This is a genomic window from Desulfofustis glycolicus DSM 9705 (genome assembly GCF_900130015.1).
In the GTDB taxonomy this organism is placed as follows: domain Bacteria; phylum Desulfobacterota; class Desulfobulbia; order Desulfobulbales; family Desulfocapsaceae; genus Desulfofustis; species Desulfofustis glycolicus.
Genome location: NZ_FQXS01000048.1, coordinates 1 through 15959 on the forward strand (window position 1 = coordinate 1; position 15959 = coordinate 15959).

14 protein-coding genes and 1 tRNA gene are annotated in these 15959 nt (G+C 55.5%); all 15 read right to left on the reverse strand.

Features of this window, described 5'->3' with window-relative positions:
* A partial coding sequence (locus BUC26_RS21355; RefSeq protein WP_244155925.1) for a GTP-binding protein occupies positions 1-177 on the reverse strand: 177 nt, incomplete at its 3' end.
* Between the two features lie 26 nt (positions 178-203).
* Complete coding sequence (fusA, locus tag BUC26_RS21360) at positions 204-2279, reverse strand: elongation factor G (RefSeq protein WP_073379321.1); 2076 nt, start codon at positions 2277-2279, stop codon at positions 204-206.
* A 68-nt stretch (positions 2280-2347) separates the two neighbouring features.
* Positions 2348-2821 (reverse strand): 30S ribosomal protein S7, encoded by a 474-nt coding sequence (gene rpsG, locus BUC26_RS21365; RefSeq protein WP_073379302.1) that lies wholly within the window; start codon positions 2819-2821, stop codon positions 2348-2350.
* A gap of 26 nt (positions 2822-2847) precedes the next feature.
* On the reverse strand, positions 2848-3219 hold the full coding sequence (gene rpsL / locus BUC26_RS21370) for a 30S ribosomal protein S12 (protein ID WP_073379304.1): 372 nt from the start codon (positions 3217-3219) through the stop codon (positions 2848-2850).
* 198 nt (positions 3220-3417) lie between these two features.
* A complete protein-coding gene (gene rpoC / locus BUC26_RS21375; RefSeq protein WP_073379306.1) occupies positions 3418-7461 on the reverse strand; it encodes a DNA-directed RNA polymerase subunit beta' in 4044 nt (1347 codons plus the stop codon).
* Between the two features lie 107 nt (positions 7462-7568).
* Positions 7569-11651, reverse strand: coding sequence for a DNA-directed RNA polymerase subunit beta (gene rpoB, locus BUC26_RS21380; RefSeq protein ID WP_208609866.1), 4083 nt, complete (start codon positions 11649-11651; stop codon positions 7569-7571).
* Positions 11652-12196: 545 nt separating this feature from the next.
* Positions 12197-12580 carry a 50S ribosomal protein L7/L12 gene (gene rplL, locus BUC26_RS21385; RefSeq protein WP_073379309.1) on the reverse strand — a complete coding sequence of 128 codons (384 nt, stop codon included), beginning with the start codon at positions 12578-12580 and terminating at the stop codon, positions 12197-12199.
* A gap of 55 nt (positions 12581-12635) precedes the next feature.
* Positions 12636-13157 carry a 50S ribosomal protein L10 gene (gene rplJ / locus BUC26_RS21390; protein WP_073379311.1) on the reverse strand — a complete coding sequence of 174 codons (522 nt, stop codon included), beginning with the start codon at positions 13155-13157 and terminating at the stop codon, positions 12636-12638.
* A gap of 198 nt (positions 13158-13355) precedes the next feature.
* Positions 13356-14060 (reverse strand): 50S ribosomal protein L1, encoded by a 705-nt coding sequence (gene rplA, locus BUC26_RS21395; RefSeq protein WP_073379313.1) that lies wholly within the window; start codon positions 14058-14060, stop codon positions 13356-13358.
* A gap of 81 nt (positions 14061-14141) precedes the next feature.
* A complete protein-coding gene (rplK, locus tag BUC26_RS21400; RefSeq protein WP_073379315.1) occupies positions 14142-14567 on the reverse strand; it encodes a 50S ribosomal protein L11 in 426 nt (141 codons plus the stop codon).
* A 73-nt stretch (positions 14568-14640) separates the two neighbouring features.
* Entirely contained in the window at positions 14641-15174 is a 534-nt protein-coding gene (nusG, locus tag BUC26_RS21405) for a transcription termination/antitermination protein NusG (RefSeq protein ID WP_073379317.1), read from the reverse strand.
* Between the two features lie 96 nt (positions 15175-15270).
* Positions 15271-15519, reverse strand: coding sequence for a preprotein translocase subunit SecE (gene secE / locus BUC26_RS21410; RefSeq protein ID WP_084540836.1), 249 nt, complete (start codon positions 15517-15519; stop codon positions 15271-15273).
* A gap of 37 nt (positions 15520-15556) precedes the next feature.
* Positions 15557-15632 (reverse strand) — tRNA-Trp (locus BUC26_RS21415).
* Between the two features lie 9 nt (positions 15633-15641).
* A complete protein-coding gene (rpmG, locus tag BUC26_RS21420) occupies positions 15642-15791 on the reverse strand; it encodes a 50S ribosomal protein L33 (protein WP_073379319.1) in 150 nt (49 codons plus the stop codon).
* Between the two features lie 75 nt (positions 15792-15866).
* Positions 15867-15959: EF-Tu C-terminal domain-related protein (locus tag BUC26_RS21425; protein WP_143166125.1), on the reverse strand; the 93-nt coding region annotated here is incomplete at its 5' end.

Here is a 15959-nt window from a genome sequence, read left to right on the forward strand (position 1 = left end):
GCGCTCCTTCTCCTCCGGTGCCTTGTCTATCTCGCCAAAGTCAGTGAACTTTGCCTGACCTTTTAAAGACAATACGCGCGTGATCGCTGCCGTCAGTGTCGTCTTGCCATGATCGATATGGCCGATCGTGCCGACATTGACGTGAGGCTTTGTTCGTTCAAATTTCTCTTTTGACATCGTCTTCCCTCGATATGCTGGTGGTTCTATATTCCTCTGATTTTCTTGATGATTGCCTCTGCCTTATTGCCCGGCACCAAGTCATATTTCAAAAACTGCATGCTGAAATGTGCCCGCCCCTGGGTAGCCGACCGAAGCGATGTCGAGTAACCGAACATCTCGGCCAGCGGTACATGGGCCCGGACGATCTGGCGGTCGGTTTCCGCCTCGATCCCGGTAATCTTGCCTCGCTTGGTGTTGACATCGGCGATAACCTCTCCGACATAATCCTCCGGGGTCACCACCTCGAGGTCCATGACCGGTTCAAGTAGATGGGGGTGCGCTTGTCCCGCCGCTTTTCGCAGCGCCATCGAAGCGGCAACACCGAACGCCATCTCCGTTGAACCGTCTTCATCATACGATCCGCCGATCAATCTGACCTTGACATCGGTGAGCGGATAGCCAACCAGCGGTCCGGAATCGAGTGTGTCCTTGACGCCCCTCTCGATCGCGGTCAGATACATCTTCGGTATCGTTTTCTCGTCGACCTCGGAGCTGAAGGCGAAACCACTGCCTCTCTCCTGCGGCTCGATTCGCAGGATCACGTGTCCGTATTGAGCGGTCCCGGTCATCTGCTCGAATCGTCCTTCCGCTTCGGCCGCACTCTCTATCGTTTCCTTGTAGGCGACCTGAGGCGTGCCGACCTTGGCCGCTACCTTGAACTCGTTGAGCAGCCGATCGACGATGATCTCAAGATGGAGTTCGCCCATGCCGGAAATGATCGTCTGACCCGTTTCCGCATTGGTCCCGACCGTAAACGAAGGGTCTTCAAGGGCGATCTTATCGAGCGTCTCTTTGAGCTTGATCTCTTCCGCCTTGCTGCGCGGTTCGATCGCAACCCCGATAACCGGCTCGGGAAACTCCATTCGTTCAAGGATCACAAAATCTCCGGTGCCGCACAATGTGTCACCGGTCGTCGTAAACCTCAGCCCGACGATGGCGCCAATATCTCCGGCCTTGATCTCCTTGACTTCCTCACGCTTGTTTGCATGAAGTTTTAACAATTTGGAGATCTTTTCCTGCTTCTTCTGGACCGGGTTGAAAACCTTTTCACCGACCTTGAGGCTGCCCGCGTACACCCTGATAAAAGCGAGGTTCTCGACGAAGAGATCGCTTACCAGCTTGAATACCAGGCCGCAGAATTTCTCCTGCACTCCAGTGTCACGCTGCACCGGATCGCCGTTTCGATCAATGCCGTCGACCGTCGGAATATCTACCGGTGACGGCAGATACCTGACCACCGCGTCCAACAGCGGCTGAATGCCTTTATTCTTGAAGGCACTGCCGCAGAGAACCGGCACAACATGAAGTGCCAGCGTGGCCTTTCTCACAGCACGGTAGATCTCGTCAACCGAAACCGGTTTGTCGTCAAGATATTTTTCCATGACCCCCTCATCGAAGTCGGCCAACTTCTCGAGGAGTGTCATTCGTGCGGCCGTGAATGCTTCTCTATAGTGGTCAGGAATGGCTGTTTCCACCACTTCCTGTCCGAGCGTCTGCTCACTGAAGGTGAGCATCTTCTCTTCGATCAGATCGATAACCCCGGTAAAGTCGGACTCTTTACCGACCGGCATCTGCAGGGGCAACGGGATTGCCCCGAGCCGCTTGGTCATCATCTGCAGACATCGATCGAAGTTGGCCCCGACCCTGTCCATTTTGTTGACGAAGGCCAACCGGGGGATGGCGTATTTATCAGCCTGGCGCCAGACGGTTTCCGATTGCGGTTCCACTCCGCCGACGGCACAAAAAACGGCGATGACGCCATCGAGCACCCGGAGACTGCGTTCCACCTCGACGGTGAAATCGACATGCCCCGGCGTGTCGATAATATTTATCTTGTGTTCTTTCCAGAGGCAGGTCGTTGCCGCAGCGGTAATCGTGATGCCGCGTTCCTGCTCCTGTTCCATCCAGTCCATGACGGCATTGCCGTCATGAACTTCACCCATCTTATAAGAACGACCGGTATAGTAGAGTATCCGCTCGGTCGTCGTTGTCTTGCCGGCATCGATGTGCGCCATGATGCCGATATTGCGCACGGTCAGTAACTCTTTCTGAGCTGACATCATCGAACCTCAGTTGTTCTCTTTGGCTGACTCCAGCTCCTGACACGCGCAACGAACGCTCCTTGAATTTACCAGCGATAATGGGCAAAAGCCTTGTTTGCCTCGGCCATACGATGCGTATCGTCCTTCTTCTTGACGGCGGCGCCCCGCTCGTTATAAGCGTCAAGCAGCTCAGCAGCCAGTTTCTCGGACATGGTCTTGCCGGACCTGGCCTGGGCAAAATTGATTATCCAGCGAATTGCCAACGCATTACGCCGTGTCTGGCGTACTTCCATCGGCACCTGATACGTAGCGCCACCAACCCGGCGCGATTTGACTTCAACCCGGGGGCGAACGTTTTCCATGGCCTGTTCGAATATGGCCATCGGCTCTTCGTCGGGTACTCGTGAATTGACGATGTCCATCGCGTCGTAGAAGATCCGCCGCGCCAGACTCTTTTTACCGCGCTGCATCAAGCCGTTGGTGAATTTGGCCACCAGCATGTTGCCGTATCGCGGATCAGCCTCAATTCCACGCTTCTCCGCTCCTTTTCTCCGTGACATATCCTATTCTCCTGTCAAGGCCCGTATCAGGACGGTCTCTTGGCGCCGTATTTCGAGCGGCCCTGACGGCGATCGGAAACACCGAGCGTGTCCAGAGTACCGCGAACAATGTGATAGCGAACGCCGGGAAGGTCTTTGACCCTGCCGCCCCGAATCAGGACCACTGAGTGCTCCTGCAGGTTGTGGCCGATACCGGGGATGTAGGATGTGACCTCAATACCGTTGGTCAACCGCACCCTGGCGACCTTCCGCAGAGCAGAGTTCGGCTTTTTCGGGGTCGTCGTGTATACCCTGACGCAGACACCCCGCTTCTGGGGGGATCCTTTGAGCGCAGGAGTGTTCGTCTTCTTGACGATCTTTTTCCTGCCCTGGCGTACCAGTTGGTTAATTGTTGGCATTGCCTGTACCGCTCCTTTCGATTGATCAGTAAAATTCATGCGCGGTCCTACACAAGAGCAGGACGCGGCACAAACGATGATATGTACCCTAGAGGCAAAAAGCTGTCAAGGGTAAAAACATTGTCTCCTGGTTTTCTCGCTGGCCGGCACCCTTGTGATCATCGGCGACTGACGACAACGCCCCGCCGCCCGCGGCCATCATCCCTGGATACCGGTCCCTGCCGAGATCAGCCGGCCCATGATGACATTTTCCTTCAACCCCTTTAACTCATCAATTTTACCGGCCATGGCGGCATTGGTTAGCACCTTTGTGGTCTCCTGGAAGGAGGCCGCCGAAATAAAGCTTTCGGTCGACAGAGAGGCTTTGGTGACCCCAAGCAACAGCGGCTCGGCGACCGGAGGCTGCTTGCCCTCGGCAAACAACTTGTCGCGTTCGTCTTCGAATACCCACCACTCGACCTGTTCGCCGATCATGAACCGCGAATCGCCGGAAGCGGTAATCTGGACGCGCCGCAACATCTGCCGAACGATGACCTCGATATGCTTGTCGTTGATCTTGACACCCTGCAACCGATAGACCTCCTGGATCTCATTAACCAGGAACTTGGCCAGTTCCTTGACGCCGAGTACGCGCAGAATATCGTTGGGAACGACGGTGCCTTCCATCAGCCGCTCGCCGGCCTGGACATAGTCGCCCTCATGGACGATGATATGGCGGGATTTGGGTACCAGGTACTCCTGCGGTTCGCCATACTCCGGCGTCACGATAACCCGTCGCTTTCCTTTTAATTCCTTGCCGAAGCTGACCCGGCCGTCGATCTCCGAAATGATTGCCGGCTCTTTCGGTTTGCGCACCTCGAAGAGTTCGGCAACCCGCGGCAGACCGCCGGTAATGTCCTTGGTCTTCGATGTCTCGCGCGGGATCTTGCCGACGATGGTACCCGGTTTGATCACATCACCCTCTTCGACCGAGATGATCGAGCCCACCGGCAGACTGTAGCGAGCGTGGATTTCCGAGTTGGGCAGTTTCCTCGTCTTGCCGCGCTCGTTTTTTACGGAAACACGCGGGTTGAGTTGCTGACCGCCGGTCGAGTGGATGACCACCTTGGATGATTTGCCGGTAACAGGATCAACCTTCTCCTGCATGGTCACCCCTTCAAGCACGTCACCGTACTTGATGGTACCGCCGACCTCGGCTACGATCGGGATGGTATAGGCATCCCAGTCGGCGAGAACGGAGCCCGGCGGCACCTCGGCGCCTTCCGGCACGAGGATCTGGGCGCCGTAGTTCACCTTGAAGCGCTCGCGCTCACGGCCCATGTCATCCTGAACGACGATCTCGGCGTTGCGGTTCATGACGATTTTCGTGCCTTCGGCATTTTCCACGAAGTGCAGATTCTTAAAACCGATGGTGCCGCCCCGCTGGGTCTTCAACTCGGCCTGCTCGACCGCCCTGCTGGCGGTACCGCCGATGTGGAAGGTCCGCATGGTCAACTGGGTACCGGGCTCACCGATCGACTGCGCGGCAATAACGCCGACCGCTTCACCGATGTTGACCATGTGGCCGCGACCGAGATCACGACCATAGCATTTGGCGCAGACGCCGCGCCGGGCCCGACAGGTCAGGACCGAGCGAATGTGGACCCGGTCGACACCGGACGCCTCGATCTTTTCCACCGTGGTCTCGGTGATATGCTCACCGGCGGCCACCAGTACTTCCTTGCTGAACGGATCAATCACATCTTCCAGAGCGACGCGGCCGAGGATACGCTCGCCGATCGGCACGATGATCTCACCGCCGTCGACCAGTGGCTCGGCAATAATGCCGTCGATGGTCTGACAGTCCAACTCGACGATGGTCGACTCCTGGGCGACATCGACCAGACGTCTGGTCAGGTACCCGGAGTTGGCTGTCTTCAGGGCGGTATCGGCCAAACCTTTACGGGCTCCGTGGGTCGAAATGAAATACTCGAGTACCCCGAGACCCTCCCGGAAATTGGCCTTGATCGGCGTTTCGATAATCTCGCCGGACGGCTTGGCCATCAGACCGCGCATACCGGCCAGCTGGCGAATCTGATCCCGTGAGCCCCTGGCTCCGGAGTCGGCCATGATGAAGATCGAGTTGAAACTTGGCGCCTCGACCACCTTGTTGTCCCGGTCCCGGACGTAGTCGACCTTGATTTCGCCCATCATCTCGTTGGCCACGTCCTCGGTGGCCTTGGACCAGATATCGACGATCTTGTTGTATTTTTCACCGGAGGTAATAAGACCGTCGGCATACTGACGCTCGACATCGAACACGTCGGTCTCCGCCTTTTCGACCATGTCTTCCTTGGCCAGCGGGATCTTCATGTCGTTGATGCAGATCGAGATGCCGGCCCGGGTCGCATATTCATAGCCGATATCCTTCAGCCGATCGGTCAAAATGACCGTCGCCTTGGTGCCGGCATAACGATAGGTATAGTCGATGAGCTTGGCCAGCGCCTTCTTGCTCAGTACCTTGTTGACCTCGGAAAAGGGCAGTTTTTCCGGCAGCAACTCACCGAGCAGCACCCGGCCCATGGTGGTATCGACCAGTTTGCCATCCATCCGTACCCGAATCCGGGCCTGCAGATCGACCTCACCATGATCGTAGGCGATTCGCGCTTCCTGCATATCGGCAAACGTTTTACCTTCACCGGTGACATTTATGCGCTCTCGGGTCATGTAGTAGAGACCGAGCACGATGTCCTGGGACGGGATGATGATCGGTTCACCGTTGGCCGGAGAGAGAATGTTATTGGTCGACATCATCAATACCCGGGCCTCGACCTGGGCCTCGACCGACAAGGGCACATGGACGGCCATCTGGTCGCCGTCGAAGTCCGCATTGAAGGCTGCGCAGACCAACGGGTGCAGCTGGATGGCCTTGCCCTCGATAAGCAGCGCTTCAAAGGCCTGCATGCCAAGACGGTGCAGGGTCGGGGCACGGTTGAGGATAACCGGGTATTCGGTGACCACCTCGTCGAGTACGTCCCAGACTTCCTTCACCCCTTTTTCCACCATCTTCCGGGCGCTCTTGATGGTCGTTACATAGCCGCGCCGTTCCAGCTTGTTGTAGATGAACGGCTTGAACAGCTCGAGCGCCATCTTCTTCGGCAACCCGCACTGGTGCAGGCGCAGGGTCGGACCGACGACGATGACCGACCGGCCGGAGTAGTCGACCCGTTTGCCGAGCAGGTTTTGACGGAAGCGCCCCTGCTTGCCTTTGAGCATGTCGGCCAAAGATTTCAGCGGCCGTTTGTTGGCACCGGTGATCACCCGACCGCGGCGGCCGTTATCGAAGAGGACATCAACCGCTTCCTGCAACATCCGCTTCTCGTTGCGGATGATGATATCGGGGGCATCGAGCTCAAGCAATCGCTTGAGCCGATTGTTGCGGTTAATGACCCGCCGGTACAGGTCGTTGAGATCGGAGGTGGCGAAACGTCCACCTTCCAGCGGCACCAGGGGGCGCAGGTCCGGAGGCAGTACCGGAATCACTTCGAGCACCATCCATTCCGGTTTGTTGCCCGATTCGATGAAGGCCTCGATGACCTGCAGTCGCTTGCCGAGCTTGAGCCTTTTGGTCTGCGAGCCGGTAGTCAGCATCTCGGCCCGCAATTCCTTGGAAAGCGCTTCCAGGTCTTGGGAGCCGAGTAGTTCACGAATTGCCTCGGCACCGATGCCGACCTGGAATTGTCCCGGAAACTCTTCCAGGGCCTTGCGATATTTTTCTTCAGTGAGCAGGGTGCAGACCGGGATATCATCGACGTCGGATTTGACCACCGCGTACTGCTCGAAATAGAGGATCCTCTCGAGCTGCTTCAGGGTCATATCGAGCACGGCACCGATCTTGCTCGGCAGGCTCTTGAGAAACCAGATATGGGCCACCGGAGCGGCCAGCTTGATATGTCCGAGACGTTCACGGCGCACTTTCGACTGGATAACCTCGACGCCGCATTTCTCACAGACGACGCCGCGGTGCTTCATGCGCTTGTACTTGCCGCAATTGCATTCAAAATCCTTGACCGGCCCGAAAATCTTGGCACAGAACAGGCCGTCGCGTTCCGGTTTGAAGGTCCGGTAATTGATGGTTTCCGGCTTCTTCACCTCACCATGCGACCAGTCGAGTATTTTCTCCGGTGAGGCCAGCGATATCTTCACCGCCTTGAATTTGGTAGGAGCTTTCGGTTTTTGAAAAAAATTGAATAACTCTTCCACGAGATCACCTCTGCTTCATATTATTGGTAACCTGGCTGGTGCGCCCAGGTTCTGAAGAGATATCTTGAACGGCGCGGCGGAACCCCGTGTCCGCGCCGTGTCGGTGCTCACTCTTCGATCAGCTCCATATTGAGACACAACCCTTGCAGTTCCTTGACCAGCACGTGGAACGACTCCGGCAATCCGGTCGCCAGGAAATTGTCGCCCTTGACGATCCGTTCGTACATCTGGGTTCGGCCCTCGACATCATCCGATTTGGCGGTCAAGAATTCCTTCAGTGTATAAGCGGCGCCGTAGGCCTCCATGGCCCAGACCTCCATCTCGCCGAGTCGCTGTCCGCCGAACTGGGCTTTACCGCCAAGCGGCTGCTGGGTGACCAGTGAGTAGGGCCCGGTAGACCGGGCATGGATCTTGTTGTCGACCAGGTGATGCAGTTTGAGCATATACATGGACCCGACGGTGACCCGGTTGGCAAAGGGCTCCCCGGTCAAACCGTCGTACAGCTGGGCCTGGCCGACTTCGTCGACACCGGCCTCAACGAGCAGTTTGCGGATGTCACTTTCGGCGGCGCCGTCGAATACCGGCGTCGACATATGCAAACCGGTGCTGTGGGCCCGGGCCCATTCGATTATTTCCTCGTCGCTACGGTCGTCGACAATCTGGGCGTACTCCTCGGCGGAATAGATTTTGGCCAGTTTCGCCTTGATTTCGGCAGTCGCCTGCTGCCGGGCCATCGCTTCCAACTGCTCACCGAGTCGGCGGGCGGCATAACCGAGATGGGTTTCGAGGACCTGGCCGACGTTCATACGCGACGGGACACCGAGCGGATTGAGGACGATATCGACGGTGGTTCCGTCGGAAAAATACGGCATGTCCTCCTGGGGCAAGAGACAGGAGACGACACCCTTGTTACCGTGTCGACCGGCCATCTTGTCGCCGACCGACAGCTTCCGTTTGGTGGCCACGTATACCTTGACCATCTTGACGACGCCGGGGGGCAGGTCGTCACCTTTCTTCAGTCGATCGATGATGCCGTCATAGCGCTCACTGATCAGTCTGGCTTGCTTGTCGTAGCGGCCGTAGACCGCTTCAATCCGGTCAAGGTATTTGCTGCGCTCGGAAAAATCGATCTGGCGCAGCGCATGAAAGCCGACTTGCTCGGACAGAGATGCATCGAACTTCTTTCCGAGCTTGACGAGAATCTTGCCATCCTTGGATTTCACGTCTTCCTTGGTGGTCCGGCCATCGATCACCTTGCCGACCTCTCGGCAGACCGCCCGGCGCAGACTGGCCAACTCATCGAGCTTGTCCTGGTTGAGCCGTTCTATCTCGACATCCTCAATCATCAGGGAACGCTCGTCCTTGTCCACACCCTTGCGGGAAAAGACCTTGGCATCGATCACCACGCCTTCAACGCCAGGTGGAACCCGGAGAGAGGAGTCCTTGACGTCCTGTGCCTTTTCTCCAAAGATCGCGCGCAGCAGTTTCTCCTCCGGCGACAATACCGTCTCTCCTTTCGGTGTTACCTTGCCGACCAGGGTATCCCCGGCTTTTACTTCGGCGCCAATGCGCACGATGCCGGACTCGTCGAGGTTACGGAGGGTTTCTTCACTGACGTTGGGAATATCGCGCGTGATCTCTTCTTTACCGAGCTTGGTATCCCGGGCCATGGTTTCGAATACCTCGATATGCAGCGAGGTAAAGGCATCTTCCTCGAGGAGCCGTTCATTGACCAGGATCGAATCCTCGAAGTTGAAACCGCGCCACGGCATGAAGGCGATCATCACGTTCCGCCCCAGGGCAAGTTCGCCGTGGTCGCAGGACGGACCGTCTGCCAGTACCGATCCCTTGACTACCCGGATACCGGGTTTGACCAAGGGGTTCTGGTTAAAACATGTATTCTGGTTGGACTTTTTGTATTTTTCCAGACGATAGACTGCAACCCCGGTCTCGTAGCCGTCCATCCCCGGCTCGTCGTAACAGACGACGATCCGGTTAGCATCCACTTCCTCGACGACACCGCTGCCGGCCGCCAGCAGACACGCCCCGGAATCGCGGGCCACGTAACGCTCCATGCCGGTGCCAACCAGCGGCGCCGAGGTGCGCATCAGCGGTACCGCCTGACGCTGCATGTTCGACCCCATCAAGGCGCGGTTGGCGTCGTCGTTCTCAAGGAACGGGATCAAGGACGCCGCGACGCTGACCAGCTGGTTGGGCGCGATATCCATGTAGGTGACCTTGTCGGCATCGGTAATAATTACCTCGCCGTCTTCCCGCGCGATCAGGGAATCGGTCGTGATCCGGTTATTCTCATCCACCGGAATCAGGGCCGGCGCAATAAAGTTCTTACGCTCCTGCAGGGCACTGAGATAATTGATCTCCTGGTTATAGACGATCCGGTCCTTGACCTTCCGATACGGCGTTTCGATAAACCCGTATGGGTTGACCCGGGCAAAGGTAGCCAGGGAGACGATCAGACCGATATTGGGGCCCTCAGGTGTCTCGACCGGACAGATTCGCCCATAGTGCGTCGGATGAACGTCGCGGACTTCGAACCCGGCCCGTTCACGGGACAGCCCGCCCGGCCCGAGCGCGCTGAGGCGTCTTTTATGGGTAACCTCGGAGAGCGGATTGGTCTGGTCCATGAACTGTGAAAGCTGGCTGGTACCGAAGAATTCCTTGATCGCCGCCGAGATCGGTTTCGGATTGACAAGGTCGTGCGGCATCAGGGTCTCGATATCCTGCAGCGTCATGCGCTCCTTGATGGCTCGCTCCATGCGGACCAGACCCATCCGGTACTGGTTTTCCACCAATTCACCGACAGTACGGACACGGCGGTTGCCGAGGTGATCGATATCATCGACCGTCCCCTGGCTGTCTTTCAGACGGACCAGATATTTGACCGACTCGATGATATCCTCGCGGGTCAGGGCACGCTGCTCTATATCGACGTCCATGCCGAGCTTGGCGTTGATCTTGTAACGCCCGACTTCGGAGAGATCATAGAGTTCCGGGTTAAAAAACAGGTTATTGAAGAAAGTTTCGGCAACCTCGCGGGTTGGCGGAGAGGACGGTCTGAGCCGGCGGTAGATCTCGAGCAGGGCCTCCTCGGTGCTGTTTACTTTGTCGAGAGCCAGTGTTCTGCGGAAAGACTCGGAATATTTGACGCCGTCGATACCGAGCACCTTAAATTCGCTGACTCCCTCCCCTTCCAGGGTCTCCAGCAGGGAATCGGTGATCTCGGTATTGTGCAGGACCAGCGGCTCATCAGAACCCGGCTGGGTAATATCGTGGGCCAACACGGAACCGATCAAAGCTTCAACGGATATTCGTAAAAATGTGATTTTGGCCTCTTCGATGCGCCGGCACAGCGCCTTGGAAATCTTTCGTCCTTTCTTGCCGATAACGCTGCCGTCGGCCGGGTCGACGAGATCGAACTCGAGGCGGCTGCCGATCGCCGTCTCCTCGTTGAACTCGACGAAGTATTTATCACCCTCTTTTTTGACCAGGTTGGTCGGATAAAACATTTCCAGCAGCTCCTGGCCGGTATAGCCAAGGGCCTTGAGCAGCGAGGTGACCGGAAACTTGCGTCGACGGTCGATGCGAACGTGCAGAATATCCTTGATGTCAAACTCCAGATCGATCCAGGAACCTCGCACCGGAATAATCCGTGCCGAATAAAGCAGCTTGCCGCTGGCATGGCTCTTGCCCTGATCGTGCGTGTAAAACAGGCCGGGAGAACGTTGCAGCTGGGAAACAATAACCCGCTCGGTACCGTTGACGACAAAAACCCCGTCGGCCGTCATCAGCGGCAAAGAGCCGAAAAAGACCTCCTGCTCCTTGATATCCCTGATGGTCTGGACGCCGGTCTGCTCGTCGACATCAAAGGTGATCAATCGAACGACGATTTTCAGCGGTATTTCATACGTCATTCCCCGCTGCAGACACTCATGAACGGTATATTTCGGCTCACCGAATTTATAACGGACAAACTCAAGAGAACACAGGCCATTGAAATCATTGATCGGAAATATTTCTTTCAGGATTGCCTGCAAACCGATATCCTGCCGCGCATCCGGATCCACACCGATCTGGAGAAACTCCTCATAGGATGTGCGCTGCATGGAAATCAGGTGAGGCGGCTCCAGGATGCGGTTGGCGCTGGCAAATTGCTTTCTTACTCTTTCCATAATTGTCCTCGAGATTGTCTAAAGGGAACCTTGAATAATTGTCATTTCGCCCAATCTCATCGTTGCACAATCAAATTTTATCCACGGAATATCGTATATATGCCTGAGGAAAAATTTTCATGCACGCCTCGATCTCGAACGAAATTCCGAATTTTTTAGCTCCCCTGAAGACGGTGATGTAGCGATCTAAAAAACGGGCAGATACAATCCGTCCAAACAGGTTGTGGGCCCGGGTCAACGCTTCAGAGCAGCAGGTGGGGTGAGGCAGGTCCACTGCATGCGAAGGATATGACTCGTTGTGTTAGGGGATCTCGGTAGAAAAATGAAGTCAACGGTACATGTCAGGGGCATCTCGGTAACCTTCGGTAGGGGGTTCATCCAATTCTAGTGCCGACCAATGATGATCATGGCTATCATTCCGTTTTGAAACGATAAATCTAGCCGTTTTAAGAAAATTGCCCGAAACACGACACGCCGCGCATCATCATGCGCAGCGTGTCGTTGACAAAACGGGACCGCCAGGCGGCCCCAACGTTTTGAAAATATTATTTAACTTCGACGGTTCCGCCAACAGCCTCAATTTTTGCCTTGATCTCTTCAGCCTCTTCCTTGGTGACACCTTCCTTGAGCGGTTGCGGAGCACCTTCAACCAATTCCTTGGCTTCTTTCAGACCAAGGCTGGTAACTGCGCGCACTTCCTTGATGACCTTGATTTTCTGGTCACCGGCGCTGGCCAGGATCACGTCAAACTCAGTTTTCTCTTCAGCAGCGGCGGCACCTTCACCTGCAGCCGGGCCGGCAGCAGCCATGGCAACCGGTGCGGCTGCGGAAACACCGAATTTCTCCTCGAGTTCCTTGATCAGTTCGGAAAGCTCGAGAACACTCATATTTGCGATAAACTCAATTACATCGTCCTTTGTAACAGCCATGTTGATTCCTCTTTGTTGTAAAAGAAAAGGTTAACCAGTCGGTACAGACCACAACTCAAGCCTGTTCCTTTTTCTCCTTGATTGCCTGCAGACCATAAAGAAACGTTCGAGGCACGCCAGACAGGACCCGAACGAGAGCAGTGGGCACGCCATTCATTACCGACAGCAGCTGGCCAAGCAAAATTTCCTTGGACGGCAGCTTGGACAGAGCAACAATCTTGTCGACGGCAATTTTTTCACCTTCTAGAACAGCCGACCGCAATTCGAACTTCTCATAGTCCTCAGCACACTTGGCCAGGATCTTCGCCGGGTTGACCGGGTCGTCATAGGCCGTGACAATGGCTGTTGTCCCTGTGAAATCATCCTTCAGGGACTCACAGGACGTGTCGGTAACTGCTCGTTTCAGAAGAGTGTTCTTGGCAATGCGGATCTCCGATTGACAACCTCGGAGCTCTCTTCGAATCTTCTCGAGATGCGAGACCTTCAAACCACGATAGTCCGCGACGACAGAAAACTTCGCTCGTTTGAACGAATCGTTCAATTCGGCGACTATTGCTGCTTTCTCATCACGATTCAAATGACCCTCCTACCACGTTGGAATTTCTCGGTTTGAAGAACCAGCAGTTACCTGTTTATGGAGCATTGACCGCTGACGATGAGCGGGCAACACCTCAGTCTCGGCAGGTCGGCTTGGCCGATTAAACATTCGTACCTGCTGTCTTCGACTTACCGGCACCCGCCAGGCGAGTGCCGTTACTACGTTTGATGCGTACTGCTATTTAATCCTGGTTCTGACATCCAGGGTATCGACTTTGAACCCGGGGCCCATGGTCGAAGACAAGGAAATCGAACGAAGATAGACACCTTTACTCGTTGACGGCTTCAACTGCAGCAGCCGCTCGATGAAGGTAATGGCATTCTCGTAAATCTTTTCCTCTCCGAACGATACTTTGCCGATACCGGCATGGACGATACCGGCCTTGTCCACGCGGAAATCGACTTTACCCGATTTGATGTCCTTGACCACGTTAGCGACATCAAAGGTAACCGTGCCCAATTTGGCATTGGGCATCAGATTGCGCGGCCCGAGAATCCGGCCGATTTTACCGACGGTGCCCATCATATCCGGCGTCGCCACGGTCTTGTCGAACTCCAGCCAACCGCCCTGGATCTTCTCGACCAAATCATCGGAACCGACGTAATCAGCACCGGCCTCAAGGGCTTCAGCCTCCTTAGGACCTTTGGCGAAAACGAGAACCCTGGTGACTTTTCCGGTTCCGTTCGGCAAGACCACCGAAGAACGAACCATCTGGTCGGCATGACGCGGATCAACACCTAGTTTAACGGCGATATCGACCGTTTCGTCAAAACCGGCATAGGTCGTTGCCAGCACATTCTTAATCGCTTCGTCGATCACGTAAGCGACCGAACGATCGATGCTTTTTGCTTTATCCTGATATTTTTTTCCGTGTTTCGGCATGTTCGCCTCCTACTGCACGTATCGGTTCACTGCGGATCCGACAGCGGTACGTAGTACGTTAAATAATGACGATACGCAGTATCAATCGACGACCGTCAAACCGGCACTGCGCGCCGACCCTTCGATAATCTTCATGGCACTGTCGACATCGTATGCGTTGAGATCCGGCATTTTCAGCTCAGCGATCTCCCTGATCTTATCCCTGCTGATTTCGGCAACACGCTCAGTTTTCGGATTGCCGGACCCTTTCGCCACATTGGCCGCCTTGAACAGCAGCACGGAGGCGGGCGGCGTCTTGGTGATATAAGTGAACGAACGGTCCTGGTAAACGGTGATAACAACCGGAATGATGGTATCGCCCATTGCCTGGGTTTTGGCATTGAACGCTTTGCAAAACTCCATGATGTTGACACCGTGCTGACCGAGGGCCGGCCCCACCGGCGGGGACGGGTTCGCCTTGCCGGCCGGAATCTGCAGTTTGATATATGCCGTTACTTTCTTGGCCATGATTCTACTCCAACACTAGTGATGATACCGAACCTATCAGGACTGTCGCCAGGCGACGTCCCGTGATCTAAAATCAGGTGTTTGAAACCTGGACAAACTCCAACTCCACCGGGGTCTCCCGGCCAAAAATCGAAACCATGACCCGTACCCGGCCTTTCTCAGGAAACACTTCGTCGACAACGCCTTGAAAATTGGCGAACGGTCCGTCGATAACCCGGACGGACTCGCCGATATCGAAAACCACTTTCGGTCGGGGCCGCTCGGAGCCGTCCTGGATCCTGCCGATGATCTTACCGGCATCCTCGTCTGACAGCGGAACCGGATCACGGTCATCTCCGACGAAACCTACCACCCGGGGCATATTCTGGTGAATGATATGCCAGGTGGTATCGTTGAGTTCCATACTGACCAGCATATAGCCGGGGAAAAATCGTCTTGACGAGGTCTTGCGCGATCCTTTGATCATTTCCACCACCTGTTCGGTGGGGATCAGAATCTCTCCGAAATAGTCCTCCAGGCCTTCTTTGGCGATCCGCTCCTGAAGCGTCGCTTTTACCCTTTCCTCATACCCTGAATGAACCTGCAATATGTACCATTGTCTAGCCATGTATGTGCCGTATTCTATTGAGGACAGGAAAAAGCCGGAACCGCTCAGCTGGTGGTGACGACGTTTCGTAGTGCTTCGTGATTCTCCTGGCGCGCGTTAACGTAAAATGGTCGATATCACTTTTCCCAAAATAACATCGACCGTCCCGAGATAAGCGGATACAACAATAGCCAGCAGGATGACCATACCGGTCAACCCGAGGGTTACTTTTTTATCCGGCCAGACGATCTTGGTGAATTCAGTCTGCACTTCACCGACGAATTTCTTAATCTGGCCAGGAGAGAACGGGGAAGGCTCTTTTTTGGCCTCGCTGCCACCCTTGTTGTCCTTCGCTTTACCTGCCATTACTTATCGCCTTTTCCGGTGTTGCCGTTTGCGTTACTGGCAGGCCAGGAGGGACTCGAACCCCCAGCCCCCGGATTTGGAGTCCGGTGCTCTACCATTAGAGCTACTGGCCTGCACGCCCCTTACTTGGTCTCTTTGTGAGGAGTATGTACTCGACAAAACGGGCAATATTTCTTGAACTCGAGCTTCCCCGGGGTATTCTTCTTGTTTTTCGTCGTAGTGTAGTTTCGACGCTTGCAGGTACCACATGCAAGGGTGATAATATCTCTCATATCAACACGTCCGTTACAGAAAAAATTACCCCACTCCTCCCTGGAGCAGGGTAATCAATCTGGCTGATCGGCCCCTTAGGCTATGATTTCACTGATAACGCCGGCGCCGACCGTACGGCCACCTTCACGGATCGCAAAGCGCAGTCCGGTGTCCATGGCGATCGGGGT

Coding starts and splice junctions, on each gene's coding strand:
- fusA (WP_073379321.1), bottom strand. CDS start 2,279: ATGTCAGCTCAGAAAGAGTTACTGACCGTGCGCAATATCGGCATCATG.
- rpsG (WP_073379302.1), bottom strand. CDS start 2,821: ATGTCACGGAGAAAAGGAGCGGAGAAGCGTGGAATTGAGGCTGATCCG.
- rpsL (WP_073379304.1), bottom strand. CDS start 3,219: ATGCCAACAATTAACCAACTGGTACGCCAGGGCAGGAAAAAGATCGTC.
- rpoB (WP_208609866.1), bottom strand. CDS start 11,651: ATGGAAAGAGTAAGAAAGCAATTTGCCAGCGCCAACCGCATCCTGGAG.
- rplL (WP_073379309.1), bottom strand. CDS start 12,580: ATGGCTGTTACAAAGGACGATGTAATTGAGTTTATCGCAAATATGAGT.
- rplA (WP_073379313.1), bottom strand. CDS start 14,060: ATGCCGAAACACGGAAAAAAATATCAGGATAAAGCAAAAAGCATCGAT.
- rplK (WP_073379315.1), bottom strand. CDS start 14,567: ATGGCCAAGAAAGTAACGGCATATATCAAACTGCAGATTCCGGCCGGC.
- nusG (WP_073379317.1), bottom strand. CDS start 15,174: ATGGCTAGACAATGGTACATATTGCAGGTTCATTCAGGGTATGAGGAA.
- secE (WP_084540836.1), bottom strand. CDS start 15,519: ATGGCAGGTAAAGCGAAGGACAACAAGGGTGGCAGCGAGGCCAAAAAA.
- rpmG (WP_073379319.1), bottom strand. CDS start 15,791: ATGAGAGATATTATCACCCTTGCATGTGGTACCTGCAAGCGTCGAAAC.